This is a genomic window from Nonomuraea sp. 10N515B, assembly GCF_052245915.1.
In the GTDB taxonomy this organism is placed as follows: domain Bacteria; phylum Actinomycetota; class Actinomycetes; order Streptosporangiales; family Streptosporangiaceae; genus Nonomuraea.
This window is the reverse complement of record NZ_JBQQBQ010000015.1, coordinates 132,217-150,161: the sequence shown is the minus strand read 5'-3', so window position 1 is coordinate 150,161 and position 17,945 is coordinate 132,217. Positions and strand designations below refer to the sequence as shown.

Genomic DNA, 17,945 nt, shown 5'->3' with positions numbered 1-17,945 from the left:
AGATGACGACGACAACACGGCGCAGGGTAGGGATCGCCGGCGCGCTCGTCGGCGCGGCGTCCGCCGGTGTCGCGGCGGCGGCGCTGGCCAAGCGCTACGCGGTCGGCCGGATCAGGCTGCGCCCCGACACCGAGGCCAGCGAGCCGTTCGGCGAGCTGCGGGGCAGGGAGCGCACGCTCGTCACCTCCGACGGGGTGGCGCTGCATGTGGAGATCGACGGTCCCGAGGACGCCCCGCTGACCATTGTGCTCTGTCACGGCTACTGTCTCAGCCTGGAGTCCTGGCACTACCAGCGCAAGGACCTGCGCGAGAACTACCGCGTCGTCCTGTGGGACCAGCGCTCGCACGGCCGCTCCCAGCGTGCCGGCGCCGACGACAGCACGATCGACCGGCTGGGTGAGGACCTCGCCGAGGTGATCGAGGAGTTCGTGCCGGGCCCGTGCGTGCTGGTCGGCCACTCCATGGGCGGCATGACGATCATGGCGCTCGCCGACCGCTATCCGGATCTGTTCGGCGAGAAGATCCGCGCCGTGGCGCTCATCGCGACCTCGGCGGGCAAGCTGGCCGAGCTGACGCTGGGCCTGCCGGCGATGGTCTCCAAGGTCGTGCACAAGGTCGCGCCGTCCACGGTCTCAATGTTGGGCAAGCGAGGCTCACTGGTCGACAGGACCCGCAGCGCCGGCAGCGACATCGCCTTCCTGATCACCCGCTTCATCGGCTTCGGCGACTCCAAGAACATCAGTCCCACCGTCGTCGACTTCGCCGAATCCATGATCAGGGCGACGCCGACCGAGGTGGTCGCCGACTTCTACCCGGCGCTGATGAACCACGACAAGCTGTCCGCCCTGCACGTGCTCGACCCCGTGCCGACCGCGATCGTGGTCGGCGACCGGGACTGGCTGACCCCGCCCGATCACAGCAGGGCCATGGCCGCCGCGCTGCCTAAAGCCCAGCTGACGGAGGTGCCCGACACCTCCCATCTGATCCAGCTCGAACGCCCCGGCGTCGTCAACGACGCGCTGCGCGACCTGGTCAAGCGGGTGGAAGACGAGTGAGGGCGGCGAGCGCCGAGGACATGCGCGCGTACGGCGCCCGCCTGGCCGCGTTCCTGCGCGCCGGCGACCTGGTCGTGCTGTCCGGGCCGCTCGGCGCCGGCAAGACCACGCTCGTGCAGGGGCTCGCCGAAGGACTCAAAGTACGCGGGCCCATCACCTCGCCCACGTTCGTGATCGCCCGGGTGCACCCGTCGTTGCACCAGGGCCCGCCGCTGGTGCACGCCGACGCTTACCGGCTGGGCGGCGACCTGGAAGTGGACGACCTGGACCTGGACACCTCGCTGGATGAGTCCGTCACGGTCGTCGAGTGGGGCGAAGGCCTGGTCGAGGGCCTGTCCGAGGACCGGCTGGAGGTCCACATCGACCGCGAGGCCGGCGACGAGGTCAGGATCCTGACGTTGCGCGCCGTGGGCCCGCGATGGGCCGACACGCCGTTTGATCGGCTAGAAGATTAAAATCTCGATCAATCCCCGGCAAAGCTGGCACTCTTGACGTACCGGGCCGATGATGTAAATCATGATCGTTGGCTAGGGATTCGCCCAGATTTTCTGGGTATCAGGAGGGGCGACATCCACGTTTTGGGTGGATGCTGGTGGCAAGACGGCAAAGTGGGGTGCGGCCGGTGCTCAGGGTCAGGCGAGTCGCGTACGCGGGAGCCATCGTCATGGTCGGTCTGACGACCGGCTGCACGGCCTCGGCCGAAACCACCCCCACAGCCACACCGACACCCACAGCCACCGGCACGGCCACCACCCCGGGTGGGACCCCCACAGCCACCCCGACGTCGGCCAGCCCGCAACCGAGCGTCACCCGGCCCACCATCCAGGTCCAGCTCAACCCCGACCGTGTCACGGCCGGCCAGACCTCGACGGTGTGGATCCTGGCCAACTGCCCGCTCCCGAGCGGTGGTCCCGCGCACACCGGCACCGCCACGTCCACGGCGTTCGTCAGCGGCGCCACGCTCGACCCGGTGCCCTCGGGCGGGAGCTCCCCCACACCGACCGGCGCCGCCGGCGGCTCACCCTGGGTGCGCGGCTCGGCGCAGGTCGGGGGAACGGTCAGACGCGGCACGTACACCGTCAACGTCAAGTGTGACGGCACCAACGACATGGGCACGGCCCGGCTGCGGGTCGTCTCGGGCGAGGCGCTGCCGACCAACGTGCCGACCAAGGCGCCCAGGGCCGGCGGCGGCGGCACGTACGCGCAGGACGTCAGTGACGAGTCCTCGATCCCGCTCGGCCCTGCGGGCGTGCTGATCGCCCTGGCCCTGGCCGGCGGCATCGCCTTCGCGGTCAAGCGGCGTAACCGGGCATAACACGATGGCCCGCCCAGGACGGGTGGTGCTCGCCGGGGCCGTGACGGGCCTGCTGCTGTTCGCGTTCGGCAGGGGCATGCAGCAGACCGACTCCACTCCCGTCGCGAACGTCGTACCCGAGAGCATCGACATCCCTTCCATCGACGTCGAGGCCCAGCTGATGAAGCTCGGCCTGGAGAAGAACGGCGACGTCGAGCTGCCTCCATACGAGAAGCCCAAGCTGGCCGGCTGGTACTCGGGCAGCGCGGTGCCCGGCGAGAAGGGCGCCTCGGTGATCATCGGCCACGTGGACACCAAGACCGCGCCGGCCGTGTTCTACAAGCTCAGGCAGTTACGCAAGGGCGAGACCGTGAAGGTCGAGCGCAGCGACGGCAAGACCGTGACGTACAAGGTCGACTCGATCGAGCAGGTGCACAAGGACAGCTTCCCGATCAGACGCGTGTACGTCGAGGACGGGCTCAAGCTGGTGACCTGCGGCGGCAAGTTCGACTACGCCAAGGGCGAATACCTGGACAACATCATCGTCTACGCTTCGCAGGTATGAGCCACCCGCCTCCCGCGCTCGATTGGCTGCGGCGGCGTACCGGCTGGTCCTGACGATACGGCCGGGTGAGAGCCGCCCTGCAGGTAGGCTAAACAGTCGTGCTGGTCCTGGCTTTTGATACCGCGACGCCCGCCGTCACCGCCGCGCTTCACGACGGCGAGCGGGTGCTCGCCGAGTCCACGACGATCGACGCCCGGCGTCACGGCGAGTTGCTCGTGCCCACCATCGAGCGGGTGCTGGGCGAGGCGGGGGCGGCGCTGCGCGACGTGACCGCCATCGTGGCGGGCAGCGGCCCCGGTCCTTACACCGGGCTGCGCGTCGGGCTGATGACCGCGCAGGGGCTGTCCACGACGCTGGGCGTGCCCGCGTACGGCATCTGCACGCTTGACGCGGTCGCGTACGGCGGCGGCCTCACCGAGCCGTTCCTGGTGGCCACCGACGCGCGGCGCAAAGAGGTCTTCTGGGCGCGTTATGCGGACATGCGCACCAGGCTCGACGGTCCCTTCGTGGACCGGCCCGCGCAGGTGCCGGTCGACGGGTTGCCGGTCGTGGGGGCCGGTGCAGACCTATATCCCGATGTTTTCGGGCAGAGCGACGCTCCTCTTTACCCCTACGCCGGCGCTCTGGCTTCACTCGCGGCCGAGCGGCTCGCGGAGGGCACTCCGCTCGACCCGCCCCGCCCGATCTACCTACGCCGGCCCGACGCCGTGGTGCCAGGGGCGCCCAAGAGGGTGACGGCGTGAAGCTCCGGCCGATGACCGAGGCCGATCTGCCGGCGGTCATGGAGATCGAGCGGGCCACTTTCCCCCTCGACGCGTGGAGCGAGAGCATGATGCGCGGCGAGCTGGCCGACATGCCGCGCTCGCGCCACTACGTGGTGGCGCTGGTCGATGACGAGATCGTCGCCTACGCCGGGCTCGCCGCCGCGGCCGACCAGGCCGACGTGCAGACCATCGCGGTGCTGGAGAAGCACCAGGGCACCGGCATCGGCAGCGCGATGCTGACCGAGCTGCTGGCCGAGGCGCGCCGCAGGGGAGCGCGGGAGATCTTCCTCGAAGTACGCGCCGACAACCCGCGCGCACAGGCCGTCTACCGGCATTTCGGTTTCGAGGAGATCGGCACCCGCCGCCGCTACTACGACGACGGCACCGACGCGATCATGATGAGAAGGAACCTGGATGGCTGACGAACCACTGGTCCTGGGCATCGAGACGTCCTGTGACGAGACCGGCATCGGCATCGTCAGGGGCCACACGCTGCTGGCCAACACCATTGCCTCCAGCATGGAGGAGCACGCCAGGTTCGGCGGCGTGGTGCCCGAGGTCGCCTCCCGCGCCCATCTGGAGGCCATGACGCCGACCGTGGAGGCCGCGCTGGCCGCATCCGGGCTCAAGCTCACCGACCTCGACGCCATCGCCGTCACGGCCGGTCCTGGGCTGGCGGGCGCGCTGCTGGTCGGGGTCGCGGCGGCCAAATCCTACGCGCTCGGCCTCGGCGTCCCGCTCTACGGCGTCAACCACCTGGCCGCCCATGTCGCCGTCGACCAGCTGGAGCACGGCCCGCTGCCCAAGCCGTGCATCGCCATGCTGGTCTCCGGCGGTCATTCGTCGCTGCTGCTCGTGCCTGACGTGGCCGAGGACGTGATCTCGCTCGGTTCCACCGTGGACGACGCGGCCGGGGAGGCGTTCGACAAGGTGGCGCGGGTGCTGGGGCTGCCGTTCCCCGGCGGCCCGCACATCGACCGGGCCGCCCGCGAGGGCTCCGGCACGGCGATCGCCTTCCCTCGCGGCAAGATCGACGACGGCACGCTCGACTTCTCCTTCTCCGGGCTCAAGACGGCCGTGGCTCGCTGGATCGAGGCCCGCGAAAGGGCGGGCGCGTCCATCCACGTGCCGGACGTGGCCGCCTCCTTCCAAGAGGCCGTGGTGGACGTGCTGACCCGCAAGGCGCTGCAGGCGTGCCGGAAGTACGACGTGGCGGACCTGCTGATCGGGGGCGGCGTGGCGGCCAACTCCCGGCTGCGGGCGCTGGCCCAGGAGCGGTGCGACGCGGCCGGGGTGCGGCTGCGGGTGCCCCGTCCCGGGCTGTGCACCGACAACGGGGCCATGGTCGCGGCGCTGGGCTCTGACCTGGTCGCGGCCGGTGTCGCGCCGTCGAGTCTGGAGATCCCGGCCGACTCCTCCCTGCCGATCACCACGGTCCACGTCTGACGCCCGCACGCCCAGGGCGCGCGAGCACAGACCAGCACTCAGTCCTTGGACCTGCTGGGGCGCAGCAGCGCCTCGGCCAGGACCAGCATCGTCTCCTCCAGGGCGCTCAGGCGCTTGGTGAGGTCGGTGGCCGCGGGCTCGACGATGCCGGTGACCGTCTGGGCCAGCTCGTCGCGGTCGGGACGGGACCTGACGAGGTCGGTCAGCGTGTCGGCGGCCGCGGCCAGGCGTGCGGCCTGCTCGCCTGCCTGCGACTGGAGCTCGGAGCCCAGGGCCGCGGGGAGCCGCCCCACACGCTCGTGGACGGCCTCGATGCGGTCGTCCACCGCCTCCAGATGAGCGCCGGCCTGCTCGGCGCGGGTGGCCAGGCCGTTCATGTGGGTGGCGAGGCCGTTGAAGCGGGTGTCGAGCCCGCCGAGGTGGCCGTCGATCGCGTCGAAGCGGTCGCTCAGGTGCTCCTCGGCCTCGCCGAGCCGCTCGTCCATGGCGTCCATCTGGCTGTCGAGCCGGTTGAAGCGGCCCTCGTTGCGCGTGGCGGTCTCGCCCAGGCGCTGGTCGGTGGCGGCCACACGCTCGTCCAGCGCCGTGAAGCGGGTGTCGATGCGTACGTCGAGCCTGTCGAAACGGTCATCGTGCCTGCCCAGGTGGCCGTCCATGGTGCCCAGCCGCTCGTCCACCGCGCCGAGCCGGCCGTCCATGCCCCCGAGCCGCTTGTCGACGCCGCCCATCCTGCCGTCGAGGCCGTCGAGCCTGGCGTCGATGTCGGCCAGGCACTCGTCGGCGGACTCCAGCCGGCCGTCGAACCCGGTGAGCCGGGTGTCGAGCCCCGTGAGCTTGGTGTCGAACCCCGTGAGCTTGGTGTCGAGCCCGTGCAACCTTCCCTCGACCCGATCGAGCCTGGAGTCCACGCCGTCGAGCCTGGCCGTCAGGCGCTGCTCGCTCTCGCCGAGCTGCACGGCCAGGTGCTGGTCGGTCTCGTCGAGCCGGGTGGTGAGGCGCTGCTCGACGTCGGTCAGGCGGTCGTTGAGCTGCGCGTCGGCCTCCTTGAGGCGTGTGGTGAGCCGCTCGTCCGCCGCGTCGAGCCGGCCGGACAGCCGCTCGTCCGCCGCGTCGAGCCGACCGGACAGCTGCTGGTCCGCCTCCTCGAGCCGGGCGGACAGGTGCCGATGGCTCTCCTCCAGCCGGGCCGTGAGCCGCTCGTCGGTCTCGTCGAGCTTGGTGGTGAGGCGGCGGTCGGCCTCGTCCAGTTTGGTGGTCAGGCGGTGGTGGGTGTCGTCGAGCCTGAGGGTGAGGCTCTGGTCGGTCTCGTCCAGCCGGGAGATCAAGTGCTCGCCGGTCGCCTCCAGGCGGGTCGTCAGGCGCTGCTCGGCCGCGTCTACCTTGCCGGCCAATTGCTCGGCCGCGCCGGCCAGCCGATCGTTGACGTCCTCGGACAGCGCGCCGACCGCCGACTCCACCCGGTCGGTCCGGGTGACGAGCTCGGCCACCGACTTGTCGAGTCTGGTGAAGCGGCTGGCGGCGGCTTCCATGCTGGCGTTGAGGCCGGCCAGCAGTGTGGCGAAATCGGACATGCCCTTGGTGATGCCATCGGTGGTGTCGAGCACGGACTGCAGGCGCTGGCCCACGCGCTCGTCGACGGTGTCGACGTGGTCGCGCACCGCCTCCACGTGCTGGGCCAAGCCCTCCGCCCACATCGGCGGCTTGATGGTGATGTCCTCCAGCCGCCCGTTGACCGACTCCAAGGTGCCGCTCAGACCGCCCAGCTCGCGCTCGCGTACCTCGCGAAGCAGCCACTCCATGCCCTCGAGCCGCTGGCGGATCTCGTCGAGCACGGCGCCCTGCGTGCGTTGCTCGTAAACGTGATCCTGGGCGGCGCGCTGGAGCAGGTCGCGCATCCTCTCGGAGATGGGGGAGTGGCCTCCTGCCTGAAGAAGAAGGGTGGTGTGATTGGAATTGTCCACCGAAAGGCTCCTTCGCGTCGCCGACGGTCTGCCGCGCAGCGGTGGGGTAGGTCCGGTTTGCAGATGAAAAGGCGAGAACGCGGGTAACCGCATTCGGGGAGAACTCCCGCCCGCCCACCTTAGCCTTTCGATCAAGGTCCGTCAGGGCTGAAATTGAAAGATCGCGGTTAACGCAAGAATGGCCGGTTTCCCTGTTCAGGCAGGTGGGGAGGTGTCGCAGATGAGGGCATATGGCCGCGCCATGATCCGCGTCAAGATGATTACCGCCGACTTTTCCCCATTGAGCCGCAGATCTGTGCGCAGGCGCTCGATGTCGAGGGCGGAGGCGCGCTTTTTGATGGTGACATTTCCAATTTGCCGTTCACGGAGGGCCGCACGTAGCTTTTTCAGCGAGAACGGCATGATGTCCTCGACTTCGTATCTCGCGGCCCATGGGGTGTCCACCGGCTCGTCGGCCGCGATGTACGCCACCAGCGGATCGAGCAGGCGGCCGCCGACCAGTTCGGCCACCTCGCCCACGAGGTGAGCCCTGATGGCGGCGCCGTCGGGCTCGTAGATGTAGCGTCCCATCGCGCCGACCGGGGCCTTGACGTCGGCGGAGGTCAGGGTGTGACCGCCGGGCAGCAGCGTGGCGCGGCGGGTCGGCCGCTCCCCGGTCCAGAGGCTGGCCTCCTTGACCTCGCCCTTGTACGAGACCCACTCGGCCTCGGCCTGCGCCGGGATGAACTCGTACGGGATGCCCGGTGCGACCTTGAGGCAGGCCCGCTCGGCCCTGGAGACCAGGCCGAGCACCACGGGCCAGGGCGGCGAGTAAGTCAGGGGGTCGAACGTCCTGCCCCGGCTCGTCCGCCGTGCCGGGTCGGCGAACAGCACGTCGTAATCCTCCGGCCGGACGGCGGCCGCGTCCCCAATGGTCACCGTCACCCGGTCGGCCAGCCCAAGCGCCTCGGCGTTGGCTCTGGCCACGGCGACCGTCAGGGGGTCGATGTCCACGGCCGTCACCGTGCAGCCGGCGCGGGCCAGGGCCAGGAAGTCGCCGCCGATGCCGCAGCAGGCGTCGACGACCGAGGCCCCGGCCAGGCGGCGGGCGCGGTGCGCGGCCACCTCCGCCCGCGTGGACTGCTCCAAGCCGTGGTGCGTGAAGTACATCCCCCGGGCGTCCTCGCCGAATTTGGCCTTGGCGCGTTCCCGCAGGCCGGCTTGGGTCAGGGCGGCCGAGGTGAGAGGGGCGTCATACGTTTTGCGCAGCTTCGTGGCGGCGGCGACCGGGTCGGCGCCGGTGAGCTCACCGGCCTCGGCCAGCGCCCGTTGGCCGCGCGTCGTCAGCAGCTCGTTGAACGCGTCGAGGTCCACGTCACACGACGTTATCGCGCCCTCGAGACCCCTCGAGACGGCTCCCGCGACCTCGGGGCGCGGCCCTGTCACACGGGTGCGGTGTCGCCGAGGGAGAGGAGGAGTTTGCGGAGAAGGCCGGCCAGGGCGTCGCGGTCGGGGGCGGAGAGCCCGGACAGCAGGTGGTCCTCGTTGGCCGTGTGCCGCTCCAGCAGGTCGTTGGCCACCCGCCGCCCCTCGTCCGTCAGCGTGACCAGCGTCATCCTGCGGTTGCCCGGCGCCGGCCAGCGCTCCACCAGGCCGCGCTCCACCAGGCGGTCCATACGGTTGGTGAGCGCGCCCGGACTGATCATCGCGGCCGCCGACACGTCCTTCATGCACATGGTGGCGTCATCGCCGCTCCTGAGCAGCGTGGTCAGCATGTCGAACTCCCACGCCTCCAGCCCGTGCTCGGCCAGAAACTCCTTGACCCCCCGCTCCAGCAGCCGCGACGCCCGCGACACCCGGCCGATCACACCTAGCGGGGACACGTCGACGTCGGGCCGGGCGCACGCCCACTGTCCGAGTATCGCGTCGACCGCGTCGTCCATGCGGGTAATCGTACGACATTGAAATGTTTGACGGCGTGCTATACCTTCTGCGGGGAAATGTTCAATGTCAAAATTTTTGAGGTGGGACAATGAAGGTGCTAGTCGCCGGGGCGACGGGCTACATCGGCGCGGCCGTGGTGGAACGGCTGATCGAGCGGGGTCATGAGGTGGCGGCGTTCGTGCGGCCCGCGGCCGGCGGAGCCAAACGGGTGCCGGCCGTGGCCGAGGAGCGGCACGGAGATCTGGCGGACGCCTTGACCCTGCAGGCCGCGATCACCCCCGACATCGACGCGATCGTGCACGCGGGCCAGTTGACCGGCGAGCAGGGCACCGACCTGGCGACCATCGCCGCTCTGGCCGGGTCGGGCAAGAGGGTCGTCTATGTGAGCGGCGTGTGGGTGCTCGGCGAGACCGACGGCGCGGACGAGGACAGCCCGGCGAATCCGATTCCGCTCGTGGCGTACCGGCACGAGGTGGAGCGGCTCATACTCGACGGCGGCGGCTCCGTGGTGCGCCCCGGCGTCGTGCACGGGCGCGGCGCCGGCATCCCGGCGCTGCTGCGCGGCCAGGCCGCCCAGCGCGGGACCGGCGTGTACGTCTCAGCCGGCGGCGAGGCGCCGACGTGGACGTTCGTGCACGTGGAGGACCTGGCCGAGCTGATCGTGACCGCGGTCGAGAAGGGCGAGGCGACCGTCTACCACGCCGTCAGCGAGGAGGCCGTGCCCGTGGCCGCCGTGGCCGAGGCGGCGGCCAGGTCGGCCGGCGTCAAGGAGACGGCCGAGCCTTGGCCGCTCGAGGAGGCGGCCGAACCGCTCGGGGAGGGCTTCGCGCACGCGCTGTCGATCAGCCAGCGGGTCAGCGCCGCCCGCACCCGCCAGGCCCTCGGCTGGAGCCCCGTCCGGCCCGGCATCGTGGCCGACCTCACGCGGGGTTCGTACGCCGAATGAGGCCTGATCGCTCTGAGCAGACGCGTTCGTGTTGACTGTCAAGCCCCTCTTGCATATGTTTCCTGTTGGCACTCTCACCTTGAGAGTGCCAACGTGCGACGAGGCAGGTCTGACACCCGCGACGGCAGGCCCAGCTGGTCGCCTCTTCTAGATCATTCATATCTGAAGGGGAGGTCCGATCGTGACGACCGCCACTAAGGTTCCCGTTAAGCCGCTCGGCGACCGCATCGTGGTTCAGCCGCTTGAGGCTGAGCAGACGACCGCTTCCGGTCTGGTCATCCCAGACACCGCCAAGGAGAAGCCGCAGGAGGGCAAGGTCCTCGCGGTGGGCCCTGGCAACTGGGACGAGGACGGAGACAAGCGGATTCCGCTCGACGTCTCGGAGGGCGACATCGTCCTCTACAGCAAGTACGGCGGCACCGAGGTCAAGTACGGCGGCGAGGAGTACCTCGTGCTCTCCGCCCGCGATGTTCTCGCGATCATCGAGAAGTAAGCCGGATGTGTCGAGCCCCGGGCGCTCTTCAGGGCGACCGGGGCTTTCGACGCTAGGAGAGGACTTTCAGCAATGGCGAAGATCCTGGAGTTCGACGAGGACGCCCGCCGCGCGCTTGAGCGCGGCGTCAACGCCCTCGCGGACGCCGTGAAGGTAACCCTCGGCCCGCGTGGCCGCAACGTCGTCATCGACAAGAAGTTCGGTGCGCCGACGATCACGAACGATGGTGTGACCATCGCTCGTGAGATCGAGCTGGAGGAGCGCTACGAAAACCTCGGCGCCCAGCTCGCCAAGGAAGTGGCGACCAAGACCAACGACATCGCGGGTGACGGCACCACCACCGCGACCGTCCTGGCCCAGGCCATGGTCCGCGAGGGCCTGCGCAACGTCGCCGCCGGCGCCTCGCCGCTGTCGCTCAAGCGCGGCATCGACAAGGCCGCCAAGGAGATGAGCGACAAGCTGCTCGCCAGCGCCCGCCCGGTCGAGGACAAGAAGGAGATCGCGAATGTCGCCACGATCTCCGCTCAGGACGCGCAGATCGGCGACCTGATCGCCGAGGCGTTCGACAAGGTGGGCAAGGACGGTGTCCTCACCGTCGAAGAGTCCAACGCCATGGGCATGGAGCTCGAGTTCACCGAGGGCATGCAGTTCGACAAGGGCTACCTGTCGGCCTACATGGTGACCGACCCCGAGCGGATGGAGTCCGTCCTCGAGGACGCCTACATCCTGCTCACCCAGAGCAAGATCTCCTCCATCGCGGACTTCCTGCCGCTGCTGGAGAAGATCGCGCAGACGAAGAAGCCGCTGCTCGTGGTCGCCGAGGACGTCGAGGGCGAGGCCCTGGCCGTCCTGGTCACCAACAAGATCCGCGGCACGTTCACCTCCGTGGGCGTCAAGGCCCCCGGCTTCGGCGACCGCCGCAAGGCGATGCTGCAAGACATGGCCATCCTCACCGGCGGCCAGGTCGTCAGCGAGGAGGTCGGCCTCAAGCTGGAGCACGTCGGTCTCGAGGTGCTCGGCCAGGCCCGCCGCATCGTGGTCACCAAGGACGCCACGACCATCGTCGACGGCGCCGGTGACCAGCAGGCCATCGAGGACCGCGTCAAGGAGATCAGGCTCGCCATCGAGCAGTCCGACTCCGACTGGGACCGCGAGAAGCTGCAGGAGCGTCTGGCCAAGCTCGCCGGCGGTGTGTGCGTGCTGCGTGTCGGCGCCGCCACCGAGGTCGAGCTCAAGGAGAAGAAGCACCGCCTCGAGGACGCGATCTCCGCGACGCGCGCCGCGATCGAGGAGGGCATCGTCTCCGGCGGTGGCTCCGCGCTCATCCACGTCTCCAAGGACCTCGGCGACCTCGGTCTGTCGGGCGACGAGGCCACGGGTGTCGGCGTGGTCCGCCGCGCGCTGGTCGAGCCGGCCCGCTGGATCGCCGAGAACGCCGGTCTCGAGGGCTACGTGGTCACCCACAAGATTGCCGAGCTGCAGCCTGGTCACGGCCTCAACGCCGCGACCGGCGAATACGGCAACCTGCTCGACCAGGGCGTCATCGACCCGGTGAAGGTCACGCGGTCGGCCGTGCAGAACGCGGCTTCGATCGCGGGCATGCTGCTCACCACCGAGGTGCTCGTGGTGGACAAGCCCGAGGAGGAGGCCCCGGCCGCCGGCCAGGGCCACGGTCACGGCCACGGCCACTGACCCGTCCGTCCGCCGTACGGCCCGCGTCCCATGCGCATGGGATGCGGGCCGTACGGCGTTCTACCGGAGCTCCGCGAGGCGTCCGGTCAGGAACTCCCGCTCGGCCTCGTTCGTGGTGAGCTCCAGTGCCTTCCGGTACGCGGCCGACGCCTCCTCGGTGCGGCCGAGCTCGCGCAGCAGGTCCGCCTTGATCGCGGGCAGATACTGGTATCCCGCGAGGCGGGTGTCCTTCTCCAGCTCCTCGACCTCGGCGAGAGCCCGCGCCGGGCCGCAGACGCGGGCCAGGGCCACCGTGCGGTTCAGCGCCACCACCGGGGACGGCCATAGCTTCAGCAGCTCGTCGTACAGGGTCACGATCTGCGGCCAGTCCGTCCGGTCGTAGGCCGGCGCCTCGGCGTACAGGGACGCGATCGCGGCCTGCAGCACATAGCGCCCCGGCTGCCCGCCGCGCAGGCCGCCCACGATCAGCTCGTGCGCCTCGGCGATCGCGGTTCGGTCCCATCGCGACCGATCCTGCTCCTCCAGCCGCAGCAACCGGCCGCGGGAGTCCACCCTGGCGGCCCGCCGGGCGTCGGTGACCAGCAGCAGGGCGAGCAGCCCCCACACCTCCCGCTCGTCGGGCATCAACTCGCGCAGCATGCGGGCGAGGTGCAACGCCTGGTCCATCAGGTCCGTACGCATAAGCGACGCACCCGACAGCGCGGTGTACCCGGTGGTGAAGAGCAGATGGATCACACCGAGCACCCCGCGCAGCCGGTCGGGCAACGCCGCCGCGCCCGGCACCCGGTACGGGATCCTGGCGACCGAGATCTTCTTCTTCGCCCGGGTCAGCCGGGCGGCCATCGTCGTCTCCGGCACCAGGAACGCGCGGGCGATGTCCCCGGTGGACACCCCGCACACCAGCCTGAGGGTGAGCGCCAGCTGCGCCTCTTGCGCCAGCGCCGGGTGGCAGCACATGAAGACCAGACGCAGCCGCTCGTCCGGCACCGCGTCCTCGGGTCCGTTCATGTCGTCCTCGTCCGCCGGCTCCTCCGGCTCGGGCTCGATCAGCAGCGGCAGCTTCGAGCGGAACACCCGCTCGCGCCGCACCGCGTCCATGGCGCGACGCCTGGCCGTGGTGGTGAGCCAGGCCGCCGGGTTGTCGGGGATGCCGTCGCGCGCCCAGCCGGTCAGCGCCGCGGCGTACGCTTCCTGCACGCACTCCTCGGCCAGGTCCAGGTCCCCCGCCACGCGCGCCGTGGAAGCGAGGACCAGGGCCCACCGGCGGCGGTGCGCGTCCGCGACCGCCGCTTCGACGTCCGTCATCCCCTGACGAACCCGCTCGCCACGGGCCGCACCTCGACGCCGCCGCCCAGCTGGGTGATGGGATTGCGGCGGGCCATTTCCAGGGCGGCGTCCAGGTCAGGGGCCTCGATCACGCAGATCCCGGCGACGACCTCCTTGGCATCGACGAAAGGCCCGTCCGTGACGGCGTCGCCGCGGATGGAGGTGGCGGTGGTGCTGGGCTGGAGCGCGAACGCCGTGAGCATGGCGTCGCCCAGCTCGTCGGCGTGCCGCTGGTGCGCCTCGCGCTGCTCGGGGGTCAGCTCGTCGGCATCGGCGGGGGCCTTTGCGTACAGGAGGATCGCGTACTGGGCCACGGGGTCTTCCTTTCAGTGGTGGACTTCGTACCTACACCCTTATGTCGGACGGCCGGCCGGAATTCGACAGCTCTGTGCCGAAGGGATTGTCGATGACTTACCGCCAGCGCCCGTCGGGACCGACCTCGTCCTGTCCGGTCGGCTGGCCCATCTTGCCGAAGCGGGCGTCGTGGATCGGCGCCGGGAGCCCGGCTGCCGCCGCTGTAGCGGCGTCGCCGAGCGCAACTCGTACGCTGGTCGCGAGCCGAACGTGAGGAGGGGGCGCACGATGCAGTACCGGCGGGCGGTCGAGAGGGTGCGGATGCTCGCCGAGGCGTGTGACCAGACCAGACGGGTGCCGGCGGCGCAGCCGTTCCTGCGCGAGGCGTACGTCTTCGGTGACCTGCTGGAGGGCGCCGATCCCATTGATCACATCGAGGCCGTCTTCGTGCTGAACCTGCCGCCGGAGGAAGTGACCTGGGGCTCTCAACCGCCCGGCACCGCGTGGCTGGTCGACTTCCTGCGGCTGGACCAGGGCGGCATCGTCTACTACTGGCGGTCTTTCCGGGATCCGGTGTGGAACCACGTCATTCGGGGGCCGGTCCGGTTCTGGTCGCTGGAAGGGCCCGACAGGGGTGTGCTCGACGCGCTGGGCGAGCGGCGCTTCGATCGGCTGCGCCGGGTGACGGCCGGCGCCGAGGAGGAGCGCACGCAGGTCGCCGGCGAGCTCGAAGCGGCTCTCGAGCACCTGCGTGCCGTGCATCGCTCGTACTGGGAGCGGCAGTGGCGGCGAGAGCACCGGGGGATCGGCCGGTATCCGGAGCATCACCTGTGGGAGGCCGTTCAGGGGTATCTGGAGTTGCTCGACGCCCGCGATGAATGATCCTTTATAGGGCGGCCACCCCGGCACTGCGCCGGATCGGGCAGGGATGGGCAGCGTGCCGGTTCGGGCAGCAGATCATGCCGATGGTGGCGAACCGGCCACCTTGCAGCCATTCGCCCCACTGCACGTCCACACCGCGCGGCAGCAGGTCCCTGGCGCCGGCCAGCCGATCCTCCAAGGGGATGCGGTCGGGGACGAGGAGCGCGTCGCCTATGTCGCCGTACGCGGCCGCGAGCCAGTCGACCGCCGCCTCGACGTCGTCGAAGCTGGCCGCGATCCGGGAGGCGGGCTTGGCCAGCCAATCGCCCGTCCGCATCGGGGGCAGGGCGGACGCCCGGAAATCGGGCGAATCCGGCCGCCGCTCGGCCTCGTTGTCGCGGTCGGCGCCGGCCCCCGTCCACTGGTAGGCGTGCCAATGCATGACGATCCGCGCCTCCCGTAGAGCGCTGAGGAGCCTCTCCCTCCTGGTGATTCCCGCCGCGCAGCGCGGCACGCGGGCCGGCGCAGAACCCTCATCGCCGAGTCCTTCCGCGCGGGGTGACCTGGCCCGACATGGGGAGAAGTGGGGGAAAAGGTGGCTTATTGGAGTAAACCGGGAGTGGGTGATAAGCGTCTACGGTCTGACAATTGTCGCGCATTTCGGGTTGTGGAGTGAAATATTATGTCGAGCAATAAAGCCTTAGTGTGGCCGATTGATTACTGCTCGTTATCGTCGCTTCAATGTGACCAATCCGTAGCCGTTCGCCATGACGACATGCAGGATCAACGCGGGCATCATGCCTATCGTGAGCGAGGGAAGCGTCGCCGACGCCAAAATTGGGGTAAGGCTCGCGTCGAGACTTCCGGCACGGACGGATGACTCCGACCTTAGGGAACTGACGAGCCTCGCCGTGCAGGGAGATCGCAGTGCGATCGAATCTCTGCTCGGTGAGTTGCGTCCGATGGTGGTGCGGTATTGCCGCGCCAGGCTGGGCAGGGTTTCAGGGCAATATCACATTGCCGATGACGTTGCCCAGGAGGTGTGCATCGCGGTGTTGTCCGCGCTGCCGCGGTACCGGGACATGGGGCGGCCTTTCGCGTCCTTCGTCTTCGGGATCGCCTCGCACAAGGTGGCCGATGCGCTGCGGAGTTCGGTGCGGTCGGCCGTGCCGACCCAGGATCTGCCGGACGGCCCGGACGACGGGCCGGGACCCGAGGAGACCGTGGTCCGCTACATCGAGGTCGAGCACGCGCGCAGGCTGCTGGCCCGGCTGCCCGAGAACCAGCGGGAATTGTTGCTCATGCGAGTGGTCTCAGGGCTGTCCGCGGAGGAGACCGGTAATGTACTCGGTATGTCACCAGGTGCGGTCCGCGTCGCCCAGCATCGGGCGTTGGCCAGGTTGCGGCAGATGGCCGAGCTGGAGTCGGCTTGACGCCAGAGGAGGAGACCGACGCGCTGCTCGAAGCGCTCGGCCGTGGAGAGGACCCTCAGAGCGTCCGTCAGAGCATGCTCCACCGAGGCTCGGTCCACCACGGCGATCCGGCTGTACGGTTGCTGGCCGCTCTCGTCACAGATGTCCTTGATGGTGACGAGGGTGATCTCCGGTGTTCCTCCGTGTTCGGGGGTGGCGGGTCGGGCTCTTCCGCGATCGGTGACGGTGACCGAGCCGGCTCATCCGTGCTCGGTGGTGTCGGTCAGCGGCGTTCCTCCGTGTCGATGACGCCATCGACGTAGCCTCTGGCGTACTCCCAGGTGACGTAGTCGGCCGGGTCGGGGTGAAAGGCCGGCTCGTGGACCTGGGGCTGGCCTTTCTCGATCATTTGTCGTAGGTTGCCGCGCAGCAGCTCCCAGTCGAAGAAGTGCTGCTCGCCGCATTCCGGGCAGTCGAGCACGAGACCCAGCACCCCCTGCGGTTCGAGCAGAGAGCGGAAGACCTCGACGTCGGCGAGGTCGGTGATGGCCTCGTCACGCTCTTGCGCGGTCAATGGCTCCGCGTCGTCGAGCGCGCCCATCGCCGAGGAAGGGTCGTTCGGGTCGTCCGCGAACGGGTCGCGGGGGACGTCTTCCAGCACCTTCCCACCATATGACCGATGCGGCCTGAGCGGAGAGTATTAGCTCAGCCATCCACGCCGGGTGGCCTCCACACCTGCGTGGAAGCGCGACTGTGTGCCCAGCTCGGCCATGGCGTCGGCGAACCTGGCGCGTACCGTCCTGACCGACACGCCCAGCTGGCGGGCGATCGACTCGTCGCACATGCCCTGCGCCGCCAGGCGCAGGACCTGCACCATCCCGTCTCCTTTGCGCCCCCAGGGGAGGGGCACGGCCCTGGCCCACAGCTCGCCGAAGAGCGTGTGGAGCACGCCGACCACGATCGGCGTGCGGACGAGATAGAAGTTGTACGCGTGGTCGGGCAGGTTGCCGCCCCAGAGCGCGGGCAGGCCCGCGACCTCCGGCCCGGCGGTCATGAACCAGCTCGGGACGCGGCGCAGCGTGCGTACGCTGCCGCCGGTCTCGGCGAGTTCGATCAGCTGGTCGCGGACGCCGGGCAGGGTGAGGGTGGCGACCGGGATGACAGCGCGAACCGTGAGAAGCTTTCGTTTTTGCGCATCTATCCACGGGTCCGCAAATTTACGGACAAAGTCGGTCATTGTGCGCTCATCCGGAATGGCGGTCAACAATTCCATCCCGGGCGACTGCACGGCTATGCCGACCACGCTTTCGTAGAGCACGTCCGCGCCGCTCGCCATTTCCACGGTGAACGGGCCGCTCTGGTAATCCCGGCCGGCGTCGTAGTCGTGGACCAGGGCCCGGATCGAGCCGAGCGCCGAGTCGATCATGCGGCTCTCCTCGGCCAGCCGGTCCAGGCGCTCGGAGATCAGCCGGCCGAGCGCCGCGGCCGGGTGCCTGGCCAGGTATTCGCCCGATCGTTCGTCGACCACCCCCAGCTTGACGAGGGCGTCGAGTTGGCGGCCTACGCTCTCCACCGGCCCGTCCATGGCCTGTGCGAGATCCGTGCGCGTTGCTCTGTGCAGCCGCAGAATGGCCGTGTAGAGCGCACGCTGGGCAGGATCGAGGCCCAGCGTCTCGAAGGGATCTGACCGGATGCGGGACTCGTTGCGCATTGTGTGCGACTCCGTAGGGGGTTCACGGCGTGCCGCGAGAATAACGCCGCATTCCGCTGGTGTCCGCTCCTTGCGCCGACTCGCAACCCCTGCGATGCAACTTCGTGCAATTGCACGTTTTTACCTTGCGATGTTCCGTTGAGTAACGCAGGCTTTACTTAGCGTCGGCATCGTCAAGAAGCAGTGGTCGCGCCGCTCATCA

Annotated in this window: 20 protein-coding genes; 12 read left to right on the top strand and 8 right to left on the bottom strand. The window is 69.6% G+C overall.

The features are described 5' to 3' along the window. The first annotated feature begins 2 nt into the window (after positions 1-2). From ACTWQA_RS24355 to tsaD, 7 genes are all read left to right on the top strand, one after another. Positions 3-1,055, top strand: coding sequence for an alpha/beta fold hydrolase (locus ACTWQA_RS24355; protein WP_443161424.1), 1,053 nt, complete (start codon positions 3-5; stop codon positions 1,053-1,055). Next, on the top strand, positions 1,052-1,510 hold the full coding sequence (gene tsaE, locus ACTWQA_RS24350) for a tRNA (adenosine(37)-N6)-threonylcarbamoyltransferase complex ATPase subunit type 1 TsaE (RefSeq protein ID WP_443161423.1): 459 nt from the start codon (positions 1,052-1,054) through the stop codon (positions 1,508-1,510). Before ACTWQA_RS24355 ends, tsaE begins: the two co-directional genes overlap by 4 nt. 137 nt (positions 1,511-1,647) lie before the next feature. After that, positions 1,648-2,370: a hypothetical protein gene (locus ACTWQA_RS24345; RefSeq protein WP_443161422.1), complete on the top strand. Its 723-nt coding sequence runs from the start codon at positions 1,648-1,650 to the stop codon at positions 2,368-2,370. A gap of 4 nt (positions 2,371-2,374) precedes the next feature. Further along, entirely contained in the window at positions 2,375-2,914 is a 540-nt protein-coding gene (locus tag ACTWQA_RS24340) for a class F sortase (protein ID WP_443161421.1), read from the top strand. A 98-nt stretch (positions 2,915-3,012) separates the two neighbouring features. Continuing rightward, on the top strand, positions 3,013-3,657 hold the full coding sequence (gene tsaB / locus ACTWQA_RS24335; RefSeq protein ID WP_443161420.1) for a tRNA (adenosine(37)-N6)-threonylcarbamoyltransferase complex dimerization subunit type 1 TsaB: 645 nt from the start codon (positions 3,013-3,015) through the stop codon (positions 3,655-3,657). Between the two features lie 11 nt (positions 3,658-3,668). Next, positions 3,669-4,100, top strand: coding sequence for a ribosomal protein S18-alanine N-acetyltransferase (gene rimI, locus ACTWQA_RS24330; protein WP_443161445.1), 432 nt, complete (start codon positions 3,669-3,671; stop codon positions 4,098-4,100). After that, positions 4,093-5,124, top strand: coding sequence for a tRNA (adenosine(37)-N6)-threonylcarbamoyltransferase complex transferase subunit TsaD (gene tsaD / locus ACTWQA_RS24325; RefSeq protein ID WP_443161419.1), 1,032 nt, complete (start codon positions 4,093-4,095; stop codon positions 5,122-5,124). The genes rimI and tsaD overlap by 8 nt, the downstream gene beginning before the upstream one ends. A 38-nt stretch (positions 5,125-5,162) precedes the next feature. Here tsaD and ACTWQA_RS24320 read toward each other — a convergent pair whose 3' ends face one another. The 3 genes from ACTWQA_RS24320 to ACTWQA_RS24310 all read right to left on the bottom strand — a co-directional run bounded on the left by ACTWQA_RS24320 (position 5,163) and on the right by ACTWQA_RS24310 (position 9,007). Continuing rightward, the gene (locus ACTWQA_RS24320) at positions 5,163-7,085 is read right to left on the bottom strand and encodes a hypothetical protein (protein WP_443161418.1); all 1,923 of its coding nucleotides are present in this window, start codon (positions 7,083-7,085) and stop codon (positions 5,163-5,165) included. A gap of 195 nt (positions 7,086-7,280) precedes the next feature. Then, positions 7,281-8,438 (bottom strand): class I SAM-dependent methyltransferase, encoded by a 1,158-nt coding sequence (locus ACTWQA_RS24315; RefSeq protein WP_443161417.1) that lies wholly within the window; start codon positions 8,436-8,438, stop codon positions 7,281-7,283. A gap of 68 nt (positions 8,439-8,506) precedes the next feature. Then, a complete protein-coding gene (locus tag ACTWQA_RS24310; protein ID WP_443161416.1) occupies positions 8,507-9,007 on the bottom strand; it encodes a MarR family winged helix-turn-helix transcriptional regulator in 501 nt (166 codons plus the stop codon). A gap of 89 nt (positions 9,008-9,096) precedes the next feature. Between ACTWQA_RS24310 and ACTWQA_RS24305 the strand changes: the two genes are divergently transcribed. The 3 genes from ACTWQA_RS24305 (at position 9,097) to groL (ending at position 12,139) form a co-directional block, all read left to right on the top strand. Beyond that, on the top strand, positions 9,097-9,954 hold the full coding sequence (locus tag ACTWQA_RS24305; protein WP_443161415.1) for an NAD-dependent epimerase/dehydratase family protein: 858 nt from the start codon (positions 9,097-9,099) through the stop codon (positions 9,952-9,954). 181 nt (positions 9,955-10,135) lie between these two features. Then, positions 10,136-10,447, top strand: a complete 312-nt coding sequence (gene groES, locus ACTWQA_RS24300; RefSeq protein ID WP_043623565.1) for a co-chaperone GroES — start codon at positions 10,136-10,138, stop codon at positions 10,445-10,447. Between the two features lie 72 nt (positions 10,448-10,519). Beyond that, positions 10,520-12,139 (top strand): chaperonin GroEL, encoded by a 1,620-nt coding sequence (gene groL, locus ACTWQA_RS24295; RefSeq protein ID WP_443161414.1) that lies wholly within the window; start codon positions 10,520-10,522, stop codon positions 12,137-12,139. 60 nt (positions 12,140-12,199) lie between these two features. Here groL and ACTWQA_RS24290 read toward each other — a convergent pair whose 3' ends face one another. Together ACTWQA_RS24290 and ACTWQA_RS24285 are read right to left on the bottom strand one after the other, a co-directional pair. Then, positions 12,200-13,444 (bottom strand): RNA polymerase sigma factor, encoded by a 1,245-nt coding sequence (locus ACTWQA_RS24290; RefSeq protein ID WP_443161413.1) that lies wholly within the window; start codon positions 13,442-13,444, stop codon positions 12,200-12,202. Then, positions 13,441-13,779 carry a YciI family protein gene (locus ACTWQA_RS24285; protein WP_443161412.1) on the bottom strand — a complete coding sequence of 113 codons (339 nt, stop codon included), beginning with the start codon at positions 13,777-13,779 and terminating at the stop codon, positions 13,441-13,443. The genes ACTWQA_RS24290 and ACTWQA_RS24285 overlap by 4 nt, the downstream gene beginning before the upstream one ends. Before the next feature lie 268 nt (positions 13,780-14,047). On the opposite strand from ACTWQA_RS24285, the gene ACTWQA_RS24280 reads away from it, so the two are divergent. After that, positions 14,048-14,641, top strand: coding sequence for a DUF7711 family protein (locus ACTWQA_RS24280; RefSeq protein ID WP_443161411.1), 594 nt, complete (start codon positions 14,048-14,050; stop codon positions 14,639-14,641). Between the two features lie 4 nt (positions 14,642-14,645). On the opposite strand, the gene ACTWQA_RS24275 is transcribed toward ACTWQA_RS24280, so the two are convergent. Further along, positions 14,646-15,062: a hypothetical protein gene (locus ACTWQA_RS24275; protein ID WP_443161410.1), complete on the bottom strand. Its 417-nt coding sequence runs from the start codon at positions 15,060-15,062 to the stop codon at positions 14,646-14,648. Positions 15,063-15,417: 355 nt separating this feature from the next. Here ACTWQA_RS24275 and ACTWQA_RS24270 point away from each other — a divergent pair, with 355 nt between their 5' ends. Further along, the gene (locus ACTWQA_RS24270; protein WP_305924480.1) at positions 15,418-16,053 is read left to right on the top strand and encodes a sigma-70 family RNA polymerase sigma factor; all 636 of its coding nucleotides are present in this window, start codon (positions 15,418-15,420) and stop codon (positions 16,051-16,053) included. A gap of 262 nt (positions 16,054-16,315) precedes the next feature. On the opposite strand, the gene ACTWQA_RS24265 is transcribed toward ACTWQA_RS24270, so the two are convergent. Both ACTWQA_RS24265 and ACTWQA_RS24260 read right to left on the bottom strand, forming a co-directional pair. Next, positions 16,316-16,693, bottom strand: a complete 378-nt coding sequence (locus ACTWQA_RS24265; RefSeq protein WP_127939638.1) for a DUF5319 domain-containing protein — start codon at positions 16,691-16,693, stop codon at positions 16,316-16,318. Between the two features lie 39 nt (positions 16,694-16,732). After that, positions 16,733-17,743 carry a helix-turn-helix domain-containing protein gene (locus ACTWQA_RS24260; RefSeq protein WP_443161409.1) on the bottom strand — a complete coding sequence of 337 codons (1,011 nt, stop codon included), beginning with the start codon at positions 17,741-17,743 and terminating at the stop codon, positions 16,733-16,735. Between the last annotated feature and the right edge of the window lie 202 nt (positions 17,744-17,945).